The sequence below is a fragment of the Providencia sp. PROV205 genome, assembly GCF_028479505.1.
Lineage (GTDB): Bacteria > Pseudomonadota > Gammaproteobacteria > Enterobacterales > Enterobacteriaceae > Providencia > Providencia huaxiensis.
In genome coordinates, this window is sequence record NZ_JAMPNU010000032.1 from 24,460 (window position 1) to 43,521 (window position 19,062).

Annotated in this window: 18 protein-coding genes; 11 read left to right on the top strand and 7 right to left on the bottom strand. The window is 42.1% G+C overall.

Features of this window, described 5'->3' with window-relative positions:
• Positions 1–2: 2 nt before the first annotated feature.
• The 6 genes from PR800_RS17375 to PR800_RS17400 all read right to left on the bottom strand — a co-directional run bounded on the left by PR800_RS17375 (position 3) and on the right by PR800_RS17400 (position 7,596).
• Positions 3–1,304, bottom strand: a complete 1,302-nt coding sequence (locus PR800_RS17375; RefSeq protein ID WP_272531193.1) for a uracil/xanthine transporter — start codon at positions 1,302–1,304, stop codon at positions 3–5.
• Between the two features lie 256 nt (positions 1,305–1,560).
• Entirely contained in the window at positions 1,561–2,139 is a 579-nt protein-coding gene (locus PR800_RS17380) for a DJ-1/PfpI family protein (RefSeq protein ID WP_272531194.1), read from the bottom strand.
• Positions 2,140–2,229: 90 nt separating this feature from the next.
• On the bottom strand, positions 2,230–3,084 hold the full coding sequence (locus PR800_RS17385) for a tagatose bisphosphate family class II aldolase (protein ID WP_272531195.1): 855 nt from the start codon (positions 3,082–3,084) through the stop codon (positions 2,230–2,232).
• A 115-nt stretch (positions 3,085–3,199) separates the two neighbouring features.
• Complete coding sequence (locus tag PR800_RS17390; protein ID WP_210848948.1) at positions 3,200–4,666, bottom strand: DUF2264 domain-containing protein; 1,467 nt, start codon at positions 4,664–4,666, stop codon at positions 3,200–3,202.
• Positions 4,667–4,729: 63 nt separating this feature from the next.
• Positions 4,730–6,337, bottom strand: a complete 1,608-nt coding sequence (locus PR800_RS17395) for a sulfatase family protein (RefSeq protein ID WP_206276825.1) — start codon at positions 6,335–6,337, stop codon at positions 4,730–4,732.
• A 23-nt stretch (positions 6,338–6,360) separates the two neighbouring features.
• Positions 6,361–7,596 (bottom strand): anaerobic sulfatase maturase, encoded by a 1,236-nt coding sequence (locus PR800_RS17400; protein WP_210844648.1) that lies wholly within the window; start codon positions 7,594–7,596, stop codon positions 6,361–6,363.
• A 528-nt stretch (positions 7,597–8,124) separates the two neighbouring features.
• On the opposite strand from PR800_RS17400, the gene agaR reads away from it, so the two are divergent.
• The 11 genes from agaR to PR800_RS17455 all read left to right on the top strand — a co-directional run bounded on the left by agaR (position 8,125) and on the right by PR800_RS17455 (position 18,095).
• Complete coding sequence (gene agaR, locus PR800_RS17405; protein ID WP_102140188.1) at positions 8,125–8,901, top strand: transcriptional repressor AgaR; 777 nt, start codon at positions 8,125–8,127, stop codon at positions 8,899–8,901.
• 51 nt (positions 8,902–8,952) lie between these two features.
• Positions 8,953–10,236, top strand: coding sequence for a tagatose-bisphosphate aldolase subunit KbaZ (gene kbaZ, locus PR800_RS17410; RefSeq protein ID WP_102140189.1), 1,284 nt, complete (start codon positions 8,953–8,955; stop codon positions 10,234–10,236).
• A gap of 8 nt (positions 10,237–10,244) precedes the next feature.
• Positions 10,245–11,429: an SIS domain-containing protein gene (locus PR800_RS17415; protein WP_272531196.1), complete on the top strand. Its 1,185-nt coding sequence runs from the start codon at positions 10,245–10,247 to the stop codon at positions 11,427–11,429.
• A gap of 34 nt (positions 11,430–11,463) precedes the next feature.
• Positions 11,464–11,958: a PTS N-acetylgalactosamine transporter subunit IIB gene (gene agaV / locus PR800_RS17420; protein ID WP_094962832.1), complete on the top strand. Its 495-nt coding sequence runs from the start codon at positions 11,464–11,466 to the stop codon at positions 11,956–11,958.
• A gap of 48 nt (positions 11,959–12,006) precedes the next feature.
• Entirely contained in the window at positions 12,007–12,777 is a 771-nt protein-coding gene (gene agaW / locus PR800_RS17425; protein WP_094962833.1) for a PTS N-acetylgalactosamine transporter subunit IIC, read from the top strand.
• Complete coding sequence (locus PR800_RS17430) at positions 12,767–13,654, top strand: PTS system mannose/fructose/sorbose family transporter subunit IID (protein ID WP_102140191.1); 888 nt, start codon at positions 12,767–12,769, stop codon at positions 13,652–13,654. The genes agaW and PR800_RS17430 overlap by 11 nt, the downstream gene beginning before the upstream one ends.
• Positions 13,655–13,716: 62 nt before the next feature.
• A complete protein-coding gene (gene agaF, locus PR800_RS17435) occupies positions 13,717–14,148 on the top strand; it encodes a PTS galactosamine/N-acetylgalactosamine transporter subunit IIA (protein WP_272531197.1) in 432 nt (143 codons plus the stop codon).
• The gene (nagA, locus tag PR800_RS17440) at positions 14,145–15,317 is read left to right on the top strand and encodes an N-acetylglucosamine-6-phosphate deacetylase (RefSeq protein WP_272531198.1); all 1,173 of its coding nucleotides are present in this window, start codon (positions 14,145–14,147) and stop codon (positions 15,315–15,317) included. The genes agaF and nagA overlap by 4 nt, the downstream gene beginning before the upstream one ends.
• Positions 15,318–15,354: 37 nt before the next feature.
• A complete protein-coding gene (gene kduI / locus PR800_RS17445) occupies positions 15,355–16,185 on the top strand; it encodes a 5-dehydro-4-deoxy-D-glucuronate isomerase (RefSeq protein ID WP_166268070.1) in 831 nt (276 codons plus the stop codon).
• Positions 16,186–16,254: 69 nt separating this feature from the next.
• On the top strand, positions 16,255–17,010 hold the full coding sequence (kduD, locus tag PR800_RS17450; RefSeq protein WP_102140195.1) for a 2-dehydro-3-deoxy-D-gluconate 5-dehydrogenase KduD: 756 nt from the start codon (positions 16,255–16,257) through the stop codon (positions 17,008–17,010).
• Positions 17,011–17,027: 17 nt separating this feature from the next.
• Positions 17,028–18,095 carry a glycoside hydrolase family 88/105 protein gene (locus PR800_RS17455; RefSeq protein ID WP_166268069.1) on the top strand — a complete coding sequence of 356 codons (1,068 nt, stop codon included), beginning with the start codon at positions 17,028–17,030 and terminating at the stop codon, positions 18,093–18,095.
• 167 nt (positions 18,096–18,262) lie between these two features.
• On the opposite strand, the gene PR800_RS17460 is transcribed toward PR800_RS17455, so the two are convergent.
• Positions 18,263–18,982, bottom strand: a complete 720-nt coding sequence (locus PR800_RS17460; RefSeq protein WP_102140197.1) for an oligogalacturonate-specific porin KdgM family protein — start codon at positions 18,980–18,982, stop codon at positions 18,263–18,265.
• Positions 18,983–19,062: the final 80 nt, after the last annotated feature.

Here is a 19,062-nt window from a genome sequence, read left to right on the forward strand (position 1 = left end):
TATTAAGCAATGTTATCCCACTTGATCATATTTTCTAAAATAAGTGCCAAGATAATGCCCATTAGCAGCCCATTACCCAGTAAAGAACTAAACATTGTTGGCAAAGAACTTAATACCGCAGCAGGTGCTGACATCAAGAAGATACCAATAAAAATAGGTAGAGCAAGGCGATAAATATTACGTGCATTTAGCTTCATATCTGCCAGAAACGAAAATGAAGAAAATAACAGAGGCAGATAAGTCGCCAACATGACCGCGCTGCCAATGGCTAACGGTAAAGAGCGAAAAAATTGGGTCAATACTGCAACGCCCCCCACACATAAGAAAATAAGGCTGCCAATACTAAAAGAGGTACGTGAACTATCTTTTGTTTGGGTAATTAAACCAATGGATGAAACAAACGGTGAAAAAGGCACGACCCCTATTGGCGCGGCTAATATCGTGACGAACCCTGACATCATAAAACTACGTCGATATAGGGACTTCGTCGGCAATGAATCGGGGTAAAACACATCAGTTCCTCGCATCGCTCCAAATGTATTTGATGTATTTAATATCCCCGCCAAAATAGCCGTCAATACAATACTCATATTGACTTCATCGGAGCGACCTAATGGAAATAGCATCCATTCCCCTGATGAAACAGGGGATATTGCGCTGCCAAATAGCCCACTATAAGCAACCCACCCGATAATTGTCCCAATTAATAACGCATATTTACTGATGCTCATGGGTAAATAAATAATCATCCCGATGACAAATATCAGTACCGCAAGCGCTAAAAAGAAGACAGGGTAATTGACCGTGATATTTTCGCCTCCGACACCAAATGGTAGTCCTAGCATTCCTTTTAAGAAAATAGTTACTAACTGGGCGCCAAGCAAAAACATAAATACGACTAAAACACCCGGTTTAAACAAACTCGCCAACCAACCGCCCAATCCACTCAAACCAATAAGAATAGTCACGACCCCAGACAAGAAAATACCAATAGCTAAACTCCAGCCGATAGTGCCAAGGGGAGTTCCTTGCATCGATTCTGATAATGTGACAGTTAAAATTGTTGCCCACCACAACCCTGTCGGTCCTTCCATTACTGAGCGCTTGTGCCCTAAGAATGCTTGCAATAAACAAGCTAGAGCTGTTAATAAGAAAGCATATTGGGTAATAACAAATGTGGTTTGTGGTGATAAATGAAAAGCGGACTGTAACGTCGGAGGAATAACAACCGTATTACAAAAGATAAAAAAGAACCATTGGAAACCAGAAATAATATTATTTTTTGTAATAGCAATATTCCGCATATTCATTCCTTACCGGCGATTATGTACCTGACCAGCTTAATGTTTATAACGGAAAATTTCTAATTTAAATCCAGCTGTTATGATATTGATAAATTACAATTAATTCTTATCATGATGAGAACTAGCTTCATACACTATTAACTCTGATTTTTGATCATTATTCTGCTATCTAATATTAATAAAGCGGGAAAAAATATTATTCCCGCTTTATTTTTATCGGTGATCAAGATAAAAAACGCTTAGTCAGCAATAAACGTTATAGATAAGGAAGTGGCCAATGTTTAAAATAAATATGCTTAGCTTGCCAATCCACTTTATCAATATTGTCAGCCAGTAAATATTTTGCGACGGTAAATGCAAATTCAAAACTCACACCGAGCCCTTTTGCACTGATAAATTTCCCGTCAACAACAACATCTTGGTCAACATAAATACCATCATCAAACATCTCAGCGAGTTTGTCCCCGGTACTATAATGCCGCCTTTCCAGTAAGCCATGGGCGGCTAGCACCTTCGCACCAGAAGAACATAGCGCACAAATATATTTATCCTCATGTATATGCCGGCGAAGAAAATCAACCACCTTTTCATTCGCATATAAACGGTCAGTTCCTTTTGGCCCACCTGGCATCATCACTGCATCATAAGTATGAGATAATTTATCGACTAAAAGATAATCTGCACTAATTTTAGTGCCAAAATACGTATTTAAAACAAGCGTATCCATGCAAGATAGCACATCAACATGAATATCTAGCCGACGCATGATATCAATGAAAACGACAGCTTCCCCTTCCTCAAAGCCATCCGCGAGCAAAACAGCAACTTGTTTCATGACATTCCTTTTATTTTCAAAAAGAGTTATTGCAGGGCATCCGCAATAAATTTTGGTTATATATCAAGCAAATCCAGATAGTTTTGCTTATTAAAGTGTTCCATCACTTTTGCAAACACGAATTTTATCCATCACCACCGCTTTCATCGCTGCCTTTCCTGGAACCAGATAATGGCGAGGGTCAGTGGCTTCTGGGTTTTCAATGAAATACTGCTTAATTGCATCAGAGAACGCGATTTTGAGCTCTGTCGCGACATTGACTTTACAAATTCCAAGCTCAATACAATGCCTAACATCCGCATCAGGGATCCCCGAAGCACCATGAAGCACTAACGGTAAATCCGTTTTCTTACGGATAGCGTCTAGTCTAGCGAAATCTAGGTGTGGCTCATTTTTGTACATGCCGTGAGCGGTCCCAATGGCAACAGCCAAGGAATCAATACCGGTTCTTTGAATAAAAGTCACGGCAGCATCAGGGTCAGTGAAAAGCGCATCCGCTGCATCGACAACTAAGTCATCTTCTTGCCCCCCTAAACGCCCTAGTTCAGCCTCAACCGTGCAGTCCCACTGATGGCAAAAACCAACAACCCGCTTAACGATTTGAATATTTTCTTCAAACGGAAAATGAGAAGCATCAATCATTGCAGAACGTACACCTGCGGAGACTTTTTGGAAAATATCTGGGATATCTTCATGATGGTCGAGATGCAAAGCCACGGGAACTTTATAACGCTCAGCCGCTTGCTGGCAGATTGCAATCAAGTAGTCACTTCCTGCATAAGAAAATGTACTTGGTGTGCCTGCTAAAATAACGGAGGATGCCATTTCTGCGGCCGTTTCCATGACAACTTGAATGGTTTCTAAATTATGAATATTAAATGCGGGAACCGCATAGCCACCCAGTTGGGCTTTGTTCAACATATTACGGGTAGATACCAAGTACATAATCGCCTCTTAACTTTCGATTGATTTCGAATAATATTAAACGAAAGAATCAGAAAGGTAAAAGATCTAAATCACATTTCCATTCCTTTCGCACTGAAAGCAAATGAAAGAGAGGCTAGAAGTAGTGAGTCATTTTAGAGCTATAACTGGTCACCCCCTTACGTAACAGATTGTTTTTAGGGCGTCTTGATTGGCCTAGTAGCATTTCAATCACTTTCTGAGAGCATAATTGTTTCTCTAAGCGACGCGTCAACGGGGATTGCTGTTTGAGGTAATCTTCACGAAATATCACGGTAACCTCTTGTGTTTCTTTCACACCAATAACTGTTGCCGAAATTGATGGTATTTCGAAATGAAAGTCTGAACACTCAATTGGCAATGGAGTGCGAGGGCTATCCCAAAGTTGAATTCGCTTGCCGCAATATAGAGCAATGACTACCGCACGTAATGACCAAAAACTACTCGCAGGACCACTATAGTTATCGACTAAGCGTGCATCATAGCCAAATAAACCTTGAGTTGGCGCTCCTGCTTTTAAGGCACCATGACCAATAAAATAACGCAAAGTACTTTCTAGTGCGTTTTTAGCTTCCCCCACACCCACGGCGTTCCCACCCAAATCAACGCCTGCCAATAAAGGCGCGGATACTGCGAGGCGATAACATGCACTGCGGCCAAAAAAAGGGATGCCTTGAGGCGTCATAAAATATCGGTAATGATGGTTAAACTGATTTAATGAACTACGAATGAATTCTTCATCAAAATCAGGGCATATCTGGTTAAGCCAATATAATGAGTAGTAAAACCCCCATGCATTGTAGTAGTCAAAGTTACCTTTCGCGCCATCCCGAAACCAACCATCACCCACGTAAAATTGTTTCACTCTTTCATAGCGCCACGTTGCAATAGTATCTCGACCAGTGAGTGCTCGGATCACAAATTGCACAGTAAGCGGGAACAGGTGCCAGTTGTTGTCTACGATATCGCAGTGATTAACTTGTTCGAACCATGCAATGATCCTCTGTTGTGCGGACTTATCCAATTTTTCCCATACCCACTCACGACTTAACCAGAGAGCCAGCGCTAAATCTGCGGACTCACAAATTTTTTGGTCATAATTTTCAAACCTTCCCCAATAGCCTTTATGAGTGGGATCTGTGCCATGTAAAAATGCATTCTTGATAATGTCAGAAAGGTCAATCGATGCTAAATTTACCCCATTCAATGTTGCTTTTTGGCTGTGAACTAGCCATGAAGCCAGTAAAGGCAGTACCCTACTAACCCCTTCTAGAGCATCTGTCCGTACCGTTTGCTGGCCTGGGCTACCGGGGTAATATGCGTGAGAGTAGCCCCATGTTTGATAATGAACAAAAGCTTCCGTGGTATAGCGAACTAGTAATTCGCAAAGAACTGAAAGTGATTGATTTTCATCTTGAAAGGCTTTGGTGATGTGGTTATCGTTACATTGATAGGCTGACTTTCTAATTAATCTTCGAATGATATTTTCTTTGAATAGTTTCTGGTAAATTTTTATATTTGGGTGTTCATAAGGCAGCTTTGGACGTTCAGTAGGTGTTGTCATACGTATTTCTCTATCATGCAAACAGGCGCATCCTTGCGCTCAGGCTAAAACAAAATTTTGTATTTATTTTGCTGATTCAATCAGGACTTGGTAACGATCTTGTCCCCATACAACGGGTTTTGGCTTATCTTTAACCCATTGATAATAAGCCGATTTCAACTCTTTCACTTTTTCTGGATATTGAGCTGCTAAGTTATTCGATTCGGCCGGGTTTTGTTTATCATTGAATAATTGGAGCTGGTTAGAACCATCATCATAAAAATAAAGAGCCCACTCTCCATCACGGATAGCCCATGAACCTTTCGATAGTTTTTCTAAATTAGGGTTGTTTGGAATTTCTTTGCGTTGATAAGTGATCCATTCATGGTAGCCATGCCAAAAATCTTGGTTTTCTTCGCTGTAATGTTTCGTCCCTGGCCCTGTCCAATACAGATAATTATGTGGCGACTTTTCTGCTTTCCCCGTTAAGAGTGGCATAATGTTTTTGCCTTCAACCTTCATACTATCGGGAATGGTGATCCCTGCGCTTTGTAATGCGGTTGGTAAGATATCAATCGCTGAAACCATCGCATCACTGTGTTTACCCGCAGGAATATGCCCCGGCCAATAAGCGACAAATGGAACACGTACACCACCATTAAACATTTGCCCTTTAAAGCCTTTATCCATTGCATTCATTGGCATTGGCGACTCATGCACCGCGCCATTGTCAGAAATAAAGAAGATTAACGTATTATCTAATTCACCATTTTCCTTTAGTGTATTGATAATTTTACCAATTCCCTCATCTGCGGCATTGAGCGCAGCAAAATATTTGTCGGCTTCAACATTACCCGTATTGAATTTATCCATATATTTCGCAGGGGAAGCTTCTTCTAACGGAATGTGCGGCACACTATATGAAAGGTTGATAAAAAAAGGTTTGTCCTTGTGCCCATCAATGAATTTAATGGTTTCATCCGTTAGCAAATGTGTGGTATAGCCGGGAGCTGGCACATTTTCACCATTTCGCCACATTGCGGGGGAGTTCCAAAGTGCCGCTCCTGATGCATAGAAACTATATGCATAATCGAAACCTCTTTCATGAGGCGCGAAACCTGGTTCCGGTGTTGAAATCATATTATCGTGATAATCACGAGTTTGCTTTTCTGCTGCAATTTTAGGTTTTTTCAATACCTTCGCATTATGCCACTTTCCAATACTGGCGGTGGCATAGCCATTTTCTTGGAATAATGCAGGTAATAGTTTGATATCTTGTGGAATACCTAACATCGCATCATCGTTACTGTAAGTACCAAAACTTGCAGGAGAGCGGCCAGTAAAAATACCGGCTCGTGATGGGCCACAGACAGGATGAGCCACAAATGCATTGGTCATCTTAATTCCGCCAGCCGCCATGTCAGCGACATTTGGCATCGCTATTTTTGCCGCTTCCACCATCTTATTAATATCGCCCTGATAACGTTGTGGTGACGGGCGCTTCGCAAGTTCGTTAACATCAATGCTATCAAGTACAAAATCGAGCTGTCCTGTTCCTAAGTCATCCATAACAATCAGTAAAACATTCGGCTTTTCCGGTGTACCACCTGCATTCGCTGCAATTGGAGGCACTAAACTACTGGTTGCAATCAGCCCTGCTAACAGGCTTTTCTTCATAGAAGGTAATCTCACAAAAATATCTCCAGATAATATTGTTATTGCTTATAAGCGTGCTGTATTTCGCCAAGTGCATCACTGGCTAATGCGCCACGTGATATCGCTTGGCGCATTAACTGCATGCCTAAAGCGGTATGATGGAAAATCTTTTTATATGAACGACATAAATAGTTATGGCGATATTTTTCACCTTCTATCGCCGTGATCCGGTGCTTAGGACAGCCGCCATAACAAAGGCTTTGAACCTCACAGCGCTGGCAAAGACTCGTTAGCTTGTCATATTTATTTTGCCCAAAACGGATTTGCTGCTTAGAGGAAACAAGACGAGAAAGGGAGTGTTGTTGTACGTTACCCACCCGATTTGCTGGGTACACATAGTGGTCACAGGAATAGACATCTCCATTCGACTCAATAATCAGCGCTTGTCCACACGTTTTAGATTGCACACAGGTTGATGCCGGATAGCCCATCCAAGTGCCTAATAAGCTATCAAATAGACGAATATAAATTTTGCCAATGTCTCCTTGGTGGACCCATTCATCAAAAACATCAGCCATAAACTGCCCATACCCCTCAGCGGGTACTGAAAAAGGAGCCATCACTGCATTTGGCCCAGGGGCATAATGGCCACCTTGGGTATGAGGAAAGCGCCTATCTACCTCAACAATGGGGATAAACTGAAAGAAAGTGGAACCCAATGCTTTCAAAGCTCGATACGTTTCTTTTCCTTTTCGCCAATTTTGGTCATTAACAACGGTTAAGGTATTAAATTCAACGCCATATTCAATCAGGAGCTGAACCGCTTTCTTTACACGTTCAAAAGTTGGATTACCATTAACGGAAATCCGGTATTTATCATGAACAGCTTCTAAGCCATCAATAGATACACCGATTAAAAAACCGTGATCTGCAAAAAACTGTGCCCATTGACGGTTTATCGCAATAGCGTTAGTTTGCACACTATTCGTGATGATTTTTCCTTGGGCATATTGCTTTTGGTACTTAACAACTCGCTCAAAAAATTCGAGCCCTGCGAGGGTTGGCTCCCCACCTTGCCACGAGAAATCCACCTGTTCACCTGCATGAGACTGGATATAGTCTTTGATATAACGACGCAGCACGTTATCAGGCATAACGTCATGTTGGTCTTCCACTGATTGTTCGTGAAATACATTTTCTTTTTCAAGATAAAAACAGTATTCGCATTTAATATTGCAGCGATAGCTGGTGGGTTTCGCCATCATATGAAAATAAGTAGGTTGGTTTGCAGGCATTTAAATTCATCCGAAACAGTCAGGTTATTTTTATAGCATTACGCAAAACACGAAAAATCAAAAGAGATTGAAATCACAAAATTAAAAAATGAAAGAGTTTGAAAGGTTGTAATTTGAGTTAGAAGCATTGAAGAGAGCACAAATAGCACGCATTAAGCCACTAATTTTTGTTTTTGATTTAAAGAAATTTTTATTTCTTTCGAATTTCTAATATCGCCATCGCACTTTATGCCAATTCTTGAGCTTATATTTAGCGATTTTTTTGCAAATATTGCTAATATGCATGCAAAACACAGGGGTTGCTTAGTAAAAGTACAATTATTGCTACTTTATTGATTGGATACTTTCCTATTCGAAGATATGATATTTAAAATTTGAAAATATCCGTAAGCAAGCAACACACAAATCGAAACTTTGTGAAAGAGATCAAAAGTTTTGTTTTTTTTCGTTGTCGGTATTTTTTAGCGTAGTAAACTTAATTCGAAATCAAATGAAAGAAAAGTCATTTGGTTTCGTAAGGAGATGAAAGTGAAAGCGGCTGTTGAACGGCGCATGGAAATCCTCGACATGATTAACCAACAAGGTAAAGCACGGGTCGAAGATTTAGCCGAAATATTTAAAGTTTCAAGTGTCACCATCCGTAGCGATTTAAGCTTTCTTGAAAAAAATGGTTATGTCGTCCGCTCCCATGGGGCAGCAATCCCAAATACTGGGTTTATTGCTGAACTTAGCATCCACGAAAAACGTGGGCAGAATGCGGGCACAAAAACATTAATAGGAAAAGCGGCCGCCGCGCTCATTAATGATGGCGACACAATAATTTTAGACTCGGGGACAACGACACGAGAAATTGCGACCCACTTAAAGTCGCGAGATAGCGTTGTTGTCATGACTAACGGTTTAGATGTCGCAATGGAGTTAGCTACAGCTGCAGGCATTGATGTACTAATGACTGGCGGCGCATTGCGCAAGAATGCTTTATCGTTTTCTGGCTCACAAGCAGAAAACAGCCTCAGAAATTATCGTTTTGACAAGGTTTTTCTTGGGGTTGATGGGTTCGATTTACGCGTTGGTATCACGACACACAATGAACAGGAAGCTAGCCTTAACCGGTTAATGTGTGAAATCTCGGAAACAGTTATTGCGGTTGCTGATTCTACGAAATTCGGTAAGCGCAGTTGTCATATGATCCGTGAATTCGCTGGTATTGATGTTTTGGTGACAGACTCTGGGATCCCTGATGAATATATCCAAGAGTTAAAAAACCATAAAATTGAAGTAATCATCGTCGATAAAGAGCAATAATTCGCTAACTCCATTAACAATACAACCGTGTTGATTGTGGAGTTAGTATTAATGCATCCTTTAGAAAAGATTGTTCAGCAAAATAAACTTGGTAAACAGAATGGCATTTATTCTGTTTGCTCAGCCCACCCATTTGTTATTGAAGCTTCACTGCACCAAGCGCTGGATAATGATTCCTTTCTTTTAATTGAAGCCACATCTAACCAAGTTGACCAATTTGGTGGCTATACGGGTATGACTCCGGCTGACTTCTTCAACTACGTTATTGAAAAAGCAGAAAAAATCAATTTCCCTCTAAATAAATTAATTCTTGGTGGAGACCATTTAGGCCCAAATCGCTGGCAGGGGCTTAATGCCGCTGATGCCATGGATAATGCAGATGTCCTGATTGAGCACTATGTTGCTGCAGGGTTTAAAAAAATACACCTTGATTGCAGTATGTCCTGTGCAGATGACCCAGTTCCACTCACTGATGAAATTGTTGCACAGCGGGCCGCCCGACTTGCTGTTATTGCAGAAAAAACTGCCAAAGAAAAATTCGGTTATAGCGATATCGTCTATGTTATTGGTACTGAAGTTCCTGTGCCTGGTGGAGCAACAGAAGCCCTTGAAGGTGTTGAGGTCACAGACCCACAAGCTGCAAGAAAAACCTTAGACTGTCATGCGAAAGCATTCGAAAAAGCAGGCATCGGTGACTGCTGGGCACGTGTTATTGGCCTCGTCGTTCAACCTGGTGTGGAATTCGACCATACCGGTGTTATTGACTATCAACCTGAAAAAGCACAAGCATTAAGTCAAGTGGTTGATGACTACCCTCATCTCGTTTTCGAAGCACATTCAACCGATTACCAAACACCGGATGCTTACAAGCAACTAGTGCAAGACCATTTTGCCATTTTAAAAGTTGGCCCTGCTTTAACATTTGCTATGCGGGAAGCCCTCTATTCTCTGTGTGAAATTGAGAATGAAATGTTCCCAACAGAACAGTGTTCTCACTTAAAAGAGAAAATGGAACAGTTGATGTGCCGTGAGCCTGAATTTTGGCAAAAATACTACCATGGTGATGCTCAGCAGCAAGCTTTTGCTCGCGTTTATAGCTTTAGTGACCGTATTCGTTATTACTGGCCTGATAAAGAGATTAACCAAGCCATAGACACCCTGATGGCGAACTTATCTTCAAAATCGATTCCGTTACCACTTCTAAGCCAATACATGCCACATCAATTTCAACAATTGAGAGAAGGCATGATCGACGGCTCAGCGAAATCCTTTATTTTTGCAAAAATTCGCGACGTACTTTCGGTATATGCCGATGCATGTAAATTTAGTCACTGAGGTTTGACATGGAATATTTAAGCTATCAAACACCTGAACTCGAAAAGCTAAACGCATTTTGGACAGCAAAAGAGATTGAGCAACAGCCTGAATGCTGGGAAAAAACAAACCAGCTAATACAAGAACAACGTGCTGAAATTGATACATTTTTAGCTAAAGTACTTCAGGCATCGGACGCACGTATTATCATGACGGGAGCAGGAACATCAGCTTTTGCAGGCCGCGCCCTTGCCCCCGTTCTGACTGGTCATTTAAAACGCCGAGTTGATGCTATCGCCACCACGGATTTAGTGGCCGACCCAAAAGAATATTTAGCAGAAGACGTACCAACGCTACTAATTTCTTTTGCTCGCTCTGGTAATAGTCCTGAAAGTGTTGCCGCCCTGGATGTAGCAGAAAAGTGCCTAACACAATGTTACCACTTAGTTTTAACCTGTAACGAGCAAGGACAGCTATATCGTTATTGCCAAAATAATACCAATGCATTAGCTATTTTAATGCCAGAAGAGTCAAATGACCGTTCATTAGCAATGACATCAAGCTTTTCATCTATGATGATGGCTGCACTGTGTATTTTCTTAAAAGAATCGTTCTATTTGAACGAAATTCAACCTTATTTCCAAGATTATCACGACAGTTATACCCAATTTAACCTCCGTATCCGAGAAGATCATGCAGGTAAGTTTAAACGAGTCATTTATCTAGGTAGTGGGGGCCTACAAGGCCTTGCACAAGAAGCCGCCCTAAAAATGCTGGAATTAACCGCTGGTAAGGTCGTTGCTAACTTTGACACGCCTTTAGGGTTTCGCCATGGACCGAAATCTATCGTCAATAAAGAAACGTTAGTTGTGCTGTTTCTATCAAACGATAAGTACACCAGACAGTATGAGACTGACTTATTAAGAGAGGTAATTCACGATAATGCTTCAGCGAAAGTGATCGCGATCACCTCCTCTTCTGATGACACACAAATAGAAGAAAGTTTTGTTTATATTAAAAAAATGGAGAAATGCTCAGACTCAGCACTATTTTTCCCTTATTTAATGTTAGCGCAAGCCTTTGCATTCCATAGTTCCATTGCACTGGGGAATACACCGGATAACCCGTCTCCAACCGGAGAAATTAATCGAGTTGTTCAAGGTGTCACTATTTACCCGTTCTCATATCAAGAAGATGGCACCATGCCTTCTTAATGATAAATATAGCTAATAATAAGAGAGCAATTATATGCACGCACCAAATATTGTCTGGACCCGAATCGATGAGCGTTTATTACATGGGCAAATTCGAATCACTTGGGGTAAACACACTGAAGCAAATTTAATTCTTGTCGCTAATGATGATGCTGCGGACGGCCCTAACTCCGCTTTTATGCAAGCAGGAATGAAAGCTTCTGCCGGTGGAGAATATGCCGTCCGATTTTTCTCTATCGAAAAAACTATCGATGTCATTCACAAGGCATCTCCTCGTCAAAAAATCTTTATTCTTTGCAATAACCCAACAGATGTTGCTCGTCTTGTCGAAGGCGGCGTTCCTATCACTCACTGCAACGTCGGTAATATGCACTTCCATGAAGGAAAACGCCAAATTGCCAAAACAGTGTCTGTGGATGAACGCGACTTAGAAGCATTCCGTCGGCTTGTCGACAAAGGGGTAGCTTGCACAATTCAAAATACTCCAGACCAAACCCCCGTTAATGTTCTTACTCTCGCAACAGCATAAGCAGATTGAGATAACAACTTAACATTAAGGCGTTTAAGGAAAACTATTATGATTTATGAAGCTTCTCTCGTGGCTTTATGGGCCTTCTTTTGCGGTATAGATAAGTATGACGTTGCACTCAATATCCACCGCCCACTGATCACAGGGCCTGTTGTCGGCCTGATTATGGGTGATATGCAAGTCGGTTTAATTGCGGGTGCAACATTAGAATTAGCTTGGCTTGGGCTTGTTCCAAATGCAGGGGCTCAGCCACCTGATGTTACCTTAGGTACTATCGCCGCTGTTGCATTCGCCATTATGACCAACCAATCACCAGCAGTAGCGATGGGAATCGGCATGCCAATTGCCGTTCTCATGCAAATGATCATTATCGGCTTTTTTGCTATTACCGCATTCACCATGGGGAAAGCTGACCGCTACGCTGAAAAAGCAGATGCGGCGGGGATCTCCCGGTTATTAATCGCCACCATTACCGTTCGTTCTTTGCTCTACGCTATCGTCGCTTTTGTAACCGTTTACTTCGGTGAACACGCTGCACAATGGATTGATGAAAACACGCCAAAAGTACTCCTCGAAGGCTTAGGTATTGGCGCGAAAATGGTTCCAGCAATTGGCTTCGCGATGCTGTTAAAAATCATGTGGTCAAAAGAAGTGGCTGGTGTGTTCTTTGTTGGTTTCGTCATGACTACTTATCTCAAGCTGCCAATTATGGCAGTGGCAATACTCGGCGCATCAGCGGCAGCACTGTATTACTTCTTCAGCGGTAACAACAATAAAAATAACTCACAACAAAATGAGGATTTTGAAGATGGTATCTGATAACAAAACAGCAGTAGAAACCAAAAACTTACCAGTGGGATCCTACGTTGATGGCATTGATGAGTACCAAGATACCACTGTCCGTAAAGTCATCACGAAAGGCGATCTATGGCGTTGTGCTTTTCGTGGACTATTTATGGAAGGTAACTTTAACTTTGAACGCATGCAGGGGGGAGGCTTTGCATTCTCCATCATCCCAGCCCTACGCAAAATTCATGGTAATAACAAACGCGATTATGCAACTGCACTGAAAAATCACTTACAGTTTTTCAATGCGAGTCCAAAATTATTTACTTTCTTACTTGGTACAGCTGTGGCCATGGAAGAAAACAAAGAGAAGCCGTCAACTGTCAACGTTATGAAAGTGGCAGGTATGGGGCCAACAGGTGGCATCGGCGATGCTATCGACCATATGACATTGATGCCGCTGACTTTAGCATTAGGTGCATCTATCGCAATGGAAGGCTCAATTGCCGGCCCATTTGTTTTCTTCTTTTTGTACCAAATTGTTCACTTTTTTGTCTATTTCGGCTTGATGTTCATGGGGTATCGCGCGGGTACCGCAGCAATGGTTAATATGAGCGATGCAACAGAAAAGCTCGCTAAAGCCGCCAACATCATGGGGATTTTTGTGATTGGGGCACTTTCCGCCACCTTCATAAAAGTACAAACCACCGCTGCTGTTGAGGTAGGCGGCAAGGTGGTTGAACTACAAACCGCCTTGTTCGACAAAATCATGCCTAACTTACTCCCGCTTTGCCTCGTCTTTTTGATGTTCAAAATGGTGAAAGGGACTGGTTTCTGGGCCAAACCGCCCGTTCTTATCTTCTCTGTCTTAGCCTTCGGCGTTATTGGCCACGTACTCGGTGTGATGTAACAGGATCGTATTAAATTGTTTTTAGGTGGGTAGCTAAGTTACCCACCAGCAAGGAGTTATCAATGATTGGTTTGATTGTTTCTGGGCACATTAATTTTGCGAGCGGCATGGCCTCTGCGGTCAAGGCTATCGCAGGTGAACAGGAAAATATGGTGTTTATTGATTTTGTTGAAACCCTTTCTCCCGATGAATTAGAACAACAAATGCGAGCCGCAATGGACGCTATGAATTGTGAACAAGTGCTCTTTCTCACCGACCTTCCTGGTGGAACCCCTTGTAACCGCGCCATGGCAATTATGATGGAAAATCAATTCGTTGAAGTTGTAGCTGGCGTTAGCCTGCCGATGATCGTTAATGCGTCATTCGAGCGTGAAGGGGTTGATGCAAAAGAACTCCTTTCTATCTTACACGATATAGGGACTCGCAGTATTCAAGACCTACGTCAGCAACTGGCTATGACGTCAGAAACTGAATTTGAAGAAGATGGCCTATGAAACAACAATATGCCCTTTTAGCGGATCGTACTTTTACTCCTGAGGGAATTCGTTATCAGCAGTATGTTCGTGTGTGCAACGGTGTTATACAAGAAATTACGGATACCGCTCCCGAACATTGCCCTGTCATCCGCCTGGAAGGCCGCTCCTTACTACCGGGGTTTGTTGATATCCATATTCATGGGCGTGCTGGCGCAGACGTCATGGATGCAAGCCAACAAGGGTTGCAAACCATAGCCGATGCATTAGCCAAAACCGGTGTTGTTGCTTGGGTGGGAACCACCGTCACCGCACCAATGGATGATATCAAACGTGCACTCACCCAAGTCTGTGAGTTTATCGCCAAATCGCAAACATCAGGAGCCCAGTTAGTCGGCAGTTTTTTAGAAGGCCCTTACTTCACTGAACGTCATCGAGGTTCACATCCTGTTAAGTACTTAAAAGCACCGACCATTCATGAGCTGGAAGACCTTGTGCAATGTGCTAATCACACACTTTTACGGGTTGCAGTGGCCCCCGAAGCAGAAGGTGCCATTGAGGCTATTGATTGGTTAGTACAACGCGGTATTAAGACCAGTGTTGCACATACTGCCGCTGATTTCATACAAACCAGTCTCGCATTTTCACATGGTGCAGATTGTGGCGTACATCTTTATAACGGCATGACGGGTTTACATCATAGAGAGCCCGGTTGCTGTGGCGCAGTGTTGTACCACGATGTCCTTGCGGAACTGATTGCCGATGGCGTTCATGTTCACCCCGTCATGATGCAGCTAGCTTATCGAATGAAAGGTTATCAGCAGCTCGCTTTAATTACAGATTGTATGCGAGCTGGAGGGTTACCGGATGGCGATTATCTCCTTGGTGCACAAACAGTAAAAGTCACTCAAGGACAAGCCCGCACGGCTGATGGCTCTCTTGCAGGTAGTACATGTAGCCTTGATAGCGCATTGCGCAACATGGTGCAACTCGCGCATGTTCCTGAGTGGGAAGCAGTACAAATGGCCACTTCGGTTCCCGCCCAATACCTTGGGATCGATGACCAATTTGGCTACATCCGAGTTGGAGCACACGCTAATTTCGCTGTTGTTGATAACAATTTTTATCTAACAGACACATTCATCAGAGGTGAACACGTTCACTCTGTATTCGGGAATACCGACCATTAAGGCCGGTTACCTATCAGTAAATTATGAGGTATTTATAATGGAAATTCGTCAACCAATTCACAGTGAGCATGCAAAAACACTTGATACTGAAGGCTTACGCAAACAGTTCCTGATCGAGAATTTGTTCCGTGAAGGGGAAATGAATCTCACTTATAGCCATATCGACCGCATTATTGTGGGTGGTATTGTTCCAACACAAAAACCACTCGCGCTAATGGCAGGAAAAGCATTAGGCGTTGATTTTTTTCTTGAGCGTCGTGAGCTGGGTGCAATTAATATTGGGGGCGCGGGCCAAGTTATCGTTGATGGCGAAGCCTATGACATCGCACCAAAAGAAGCTATTTATATCGGTATGGGCGCTAAATCTGTCGAATTTATTAGTGCCGATGCCAATACTCCTGCACGCTTCTACATGAACTGCGCACCTGCACACCATACTTACCCAACACGCAAAATTACTATCGAACAAGCTTCGCCAGAAAAATTAGGTAATGTTGAGAACTGTAACGTTCGTACCATCTATAAGTTCTTACACCCATCGATTTTACCAACCTGCCAATTATCAATGGGTATGACAGTACTCGAGCCTGGCAGCTTATGGAATACCATGCCATGCCATACCCATGAGCGCCGTATGGAAGTCTATTTATATTTCAATATGAAAGAAGACAACGTTGTTTTCCATTATATGGGTGAGCCTTCGGAGACCCGCCATATTGTTGTTCGTAATGAACAAGCCGTTATTAGCCCGAGCTGGTCGATTCACTCAGGCGTAGGAACCGCTGCTTATACATTTATATGGGGAATGGTTGGAGAGAATCAGGTATTCCACGACATGGACCATGTTGCCATGAAAGATCTGAAATAATCCCTTTATCTTTTTGAACAAAATAAAAAAACGATGTGGCTGTACCGTCACATCGTAAGTGAGGCACATATGAATTTATTTGATTTAACTGGAAAAGTCGCGATTGTCACTGGATGTAATACTGGTTTAGGTCAAGGAATGGCAATTGGTTTGGCACAAGCAGGCGCAGATATTGTCGGAGTTGGAGTCCAAGATGCCCCTGAAACACGTGCTCAGGTCGAAGCTTTAGGCCGCAAGTTTCACTATATTATTATGAATTTAATGGAACAAGATGGGCTGCAAACTTTAGTTGATGATGCCGTATCTGCCATGGGCCATGTCGATATCCTTATTAATAATGCGGGTATCATTCGTCGCGAAGACTTACTCGAATTTAGTGAAAAAGATTGGGACGATGTGATTAATATTAATCAAAAAACCCTATTCTTTTTATCTCAACGTGTTGCACGACAATTCGTGAAGCAAGGAAATGGCGGTAAAATTATTAATATTGCTTCAATGCTCTCGTTCCAAGGTGGTATTCGAGTTCCATCTTACACGGCAAGTAAGTCCGCTGTCATGGGGCTCACTCGTGCTCTCGCTACTGAGCTTTCCCAATACAACATTAATGTGAATGCAATCGCCCCAGGTTACATGGCAACAGACAACACAGCAGCACTACGCGCTGATGCAGACCGCAATGCGGCTATCTTAGAGCGTATTCCAGCAGGCCGTTGGGGAACACCAGAGGATTTGGCAGGCCCAGCTGTCTTTTTAGCCTCCAAAGCAAGCGACTATATTAATGGTTATACCATTGCGGTTGATGGTGGCTGGTTAGCTCGCTAACCTATCTGGAGAAAATAATGGAACAATCATCATTACCAAAACCATTACAGCGCGATACGGTTTTAGACGACATGAAACGGGTTTACCGTTTTCAATCAAAAAACCAAGTACGCAGTGTACTTCGTCGTAGTGGTAAAACCCGTTTTATTAAAGATACGGATTGGGAACGTGGTGTTCTGTGGTCTTGTGTTGCCGCTGCTTGGCAAGCAACACAGGATAACGAATATCTGACTGGTGTATTGGATTACACATTACATACTGGATTTCGTACAGGACCTAACCCGCGTTTTGCCGATGACCATGTCTGTACTCAAGCTTATTTAGCTGTAAGTTCACAATTTGATCATCCAGAAGTCCTTGAACCCACTATTAACGCATTCAACCTTATGTTAGCTGAGCCAAAACCAGGTCGAGAAGACTGGTGGTGGTGTGATGCACTTTTCATGGCTCCCCCAGCTTTTGCTGCCTTATCAGCTCAAACAAATGACAGTCGCTACTTAGACTACATGCATACCGCTTATTGGGATGCAGTAGACCATTTGCGTGATCCTGAAACTGGCTTAATTTATCGTGATTATCGCTATATTCCAGATGGCAAAGGCGGTGAATTGCGTGAAAAAAATGGTGAGAAAGTATTTTGGAGTCGAGGTATTGGTTGGGTTATTGCATCTATCCCACGTATCTTACAATCTTTACCTGATGGTTTCCCTGCCCGCCAGCAGTATGTGAATTTATTTGTTGAACTAATGGAAGCTGTCATTCAATACCAACAAGATGATGGTTTCTGGCGTACCAGTTTACTTGACCCACAAAGCTTCCCAGCCCCTGAAAGTAGTGCGACTGCATTATTTAGCTATGGCTTAGCATGGGGCTTAAATCAAGGTTTACTGGAAGAGACACGTTATCTGCCTTTACTCGAAAAATCATGGTGTGCACTACAAAGCTGTATTCACCCCAATGGAATGCTAGGTTGGGTACAGCTTCCAGCGTTCAACCCACGAGATGTCCAGTATGACCATAATATGGATTATGGGGCAGGAGCCTATTTATTAGCCGCAAGTGAAGTTATCCAACTCAAGATTTAATCCATTACGACCCGATTTACCATTGCTCAAGTTGTCATTTCATTACTTTCTTTTTGGCCAATTTATTGGCCATTTTTCTTGCTTCTATTTTTCTCTCTTCTTTACAAGCCGGCAATAAAAAACCCACGATCACTCGTGGGCAAATGTATATTTAATAAAAAGTGATATTACCAAGTATATTGAATACCCACACGGAAGCGTGTTTGGCGGTCACTTGAAAATCTATTTTCTTTCACATTACCCACTTCAACAAATGGGCGCCATAAAGCACCATCATCTGCTTTAATATCATAACGAAGGCGAACGTTGTGTTGATAATCGAATTTCTTATCATTATAAAGAGGTTGAGCGTTGTCGGCCATTTCCCACATTAAATCTAACTGATACTGTAAGTCTAAGTTACCCCATTTATAACCTATCCAGCTATCAAACTCTTGGATTTTAGAGTGGTAATTACTGCCATTTTCCCCTGCTTGACCATAATCCCATACTTTCCATTTATAACGGCCTTGTAAACGAATACCGTTATCAAATGTATAGTTTAAACGGACATAAGGAACATAAACCAAACCTAATTTATCAAAATCAAGAGAAGCACCAACAAGCCCCACTAAATTTGGGTTTAATTTCGTATAATAAAAAGCTGAAAATTCAGAACCATCAATTTTCATTGCGTCATAGGCACCATCTTTATTTCCATAACGCGCATCAAGTTCAAATCCAATATTCTTTCCTGTATCCAAGAAAGCTTTAATTCTGTCCCCACTTTTTCCTGATGCATCTAAATATTGATGACGATATTCAATTGTTGTTTTATAGTTATTTGCGAGAGCATATTGTGATGAAATTGAAAATAACACTGCACTAGCAATAATTAATTTTTTCATTATCTTTATTCCAAAGCTGTGTACTATTTAAGCACGAGGATAGTGATTCCCTGTTTTATTAGAGAATAATATTTTCATTA

What these genes read in the sequence shown, in the direction of transcription:
- PR800_RS17430 (WP_102140191.1), top strand. Translation starts at nt 12,767, where the DNA reads ATGGTATCTGATAACAAAACAGCAGTAGAAACCAAAAACTTACCAGTG.
- kbaZ (WP_102140189.1), top strand. Translation starts at nt 8,953, where the DNA reads ATGCATCCTTTAGAAAAGATTGTTCAGCAAAATAAACTTGGTAAACAG.
- PR800_RS17375 (WP_272531193.1), bottom strand. Translation starts at nt 1,304, where the DNA reads ATGCGGAATATTGCTATTACAAAAAATAATATTATTTCTGGTTTCCAA.
- PR800_RS17390 (WP_210848948.1), bottom strand. Translation starts at nt 4,666, where the DNA reads ATGACAACACCTACTGAACGTCCAAAGCTGCCTTATGAACACCCAAAT.
- kduI (WP_166268070.1), top strand. Translation starts at nt 15,355, where the DNA reads ATGGAAATTCGTCAACCAATTCACAGTGAGCATGCAAAAACACTTGAT.
- PR800_RS17385 (WP_272531195.1), bottom strand. Translation starts at nt 3,084, where the DNA reads ATGTACTTGGTATCTACCCGTAATATGTTGAACAAAGCCCAACTGGGT.
- agaF (WP_272531197.1), top strand. Translation starts at nt 13,717, where the DNA reads ATGATTGGTTTGATTGTTTCTGGGCACATTAATTTTGCGAGCGGCATG.
- PR800_RS17400 (WP_210844648.1), bottom strand. Translation starts at nt 7,596, where the DNA reads ATGCCTGCAAACCAACCTACTTATTTTCATATGATGGCGAAACCCACC.
- kduD (WP_102140195.1), top strand. Translation starts at nt 16,255, where the DNA reads ATGAATTTATTTGATTTAACTGGAAAAGTCGCGATTGTCACTGGATGT.
- PR800_RS17415 (WP_272531196.1), top strand. Translation starts at nt 10,245, where the DNA reads ATGGAATATTTAAGCTATCAAACACCTGAACTCGAAAAGCTAAACGCA.
- nagA (WP_272531198.1), top strand. Translation starts at nt 14,145, where the DNA reads ATGAAACAACAATATGCCCTTTTAGCGGATCGTACTTTTACTCCTGAG.
- PR800_RS17380 (WP_272531194.1), bottom strand. Translation starts at nt 2,139, where the DNA reads ATGAAACAAGTTGCTGTTTTGCTCGCGGATGGCTTTGAGGAAGGGGAA.
- PR800_RS17455 (WP_166268069.1), top strand. Translation starts at nt 17,028, where the DNA reads ATGGAACAATCATCATTACCAAAACCATTACAGCGCGATACGGTTTTA.
- agaW (WP_094962833.1), top strand. Translation starts at nt 12,007, where the DNA reads ATGATTTATGAAGCTTCTCTCGTGGCTTTATGGGCCTTCTTTTGCGGT.
- PR800_RS17460 (WP_102140197.1), bottom strand. Translation starts at nt 18,982, where the DNA reads ATGAAAAAATTAATTATTGCTAGTGCAGTGTTATTTTCAATTTCATCA.
- agaV (WP_094962832.1), top strand. Translation starts at nt 11,464, where the DNA reads ATGCACGCACCAAATATTGTCTGGACCCGAATCGATGAGCGTTTATTA.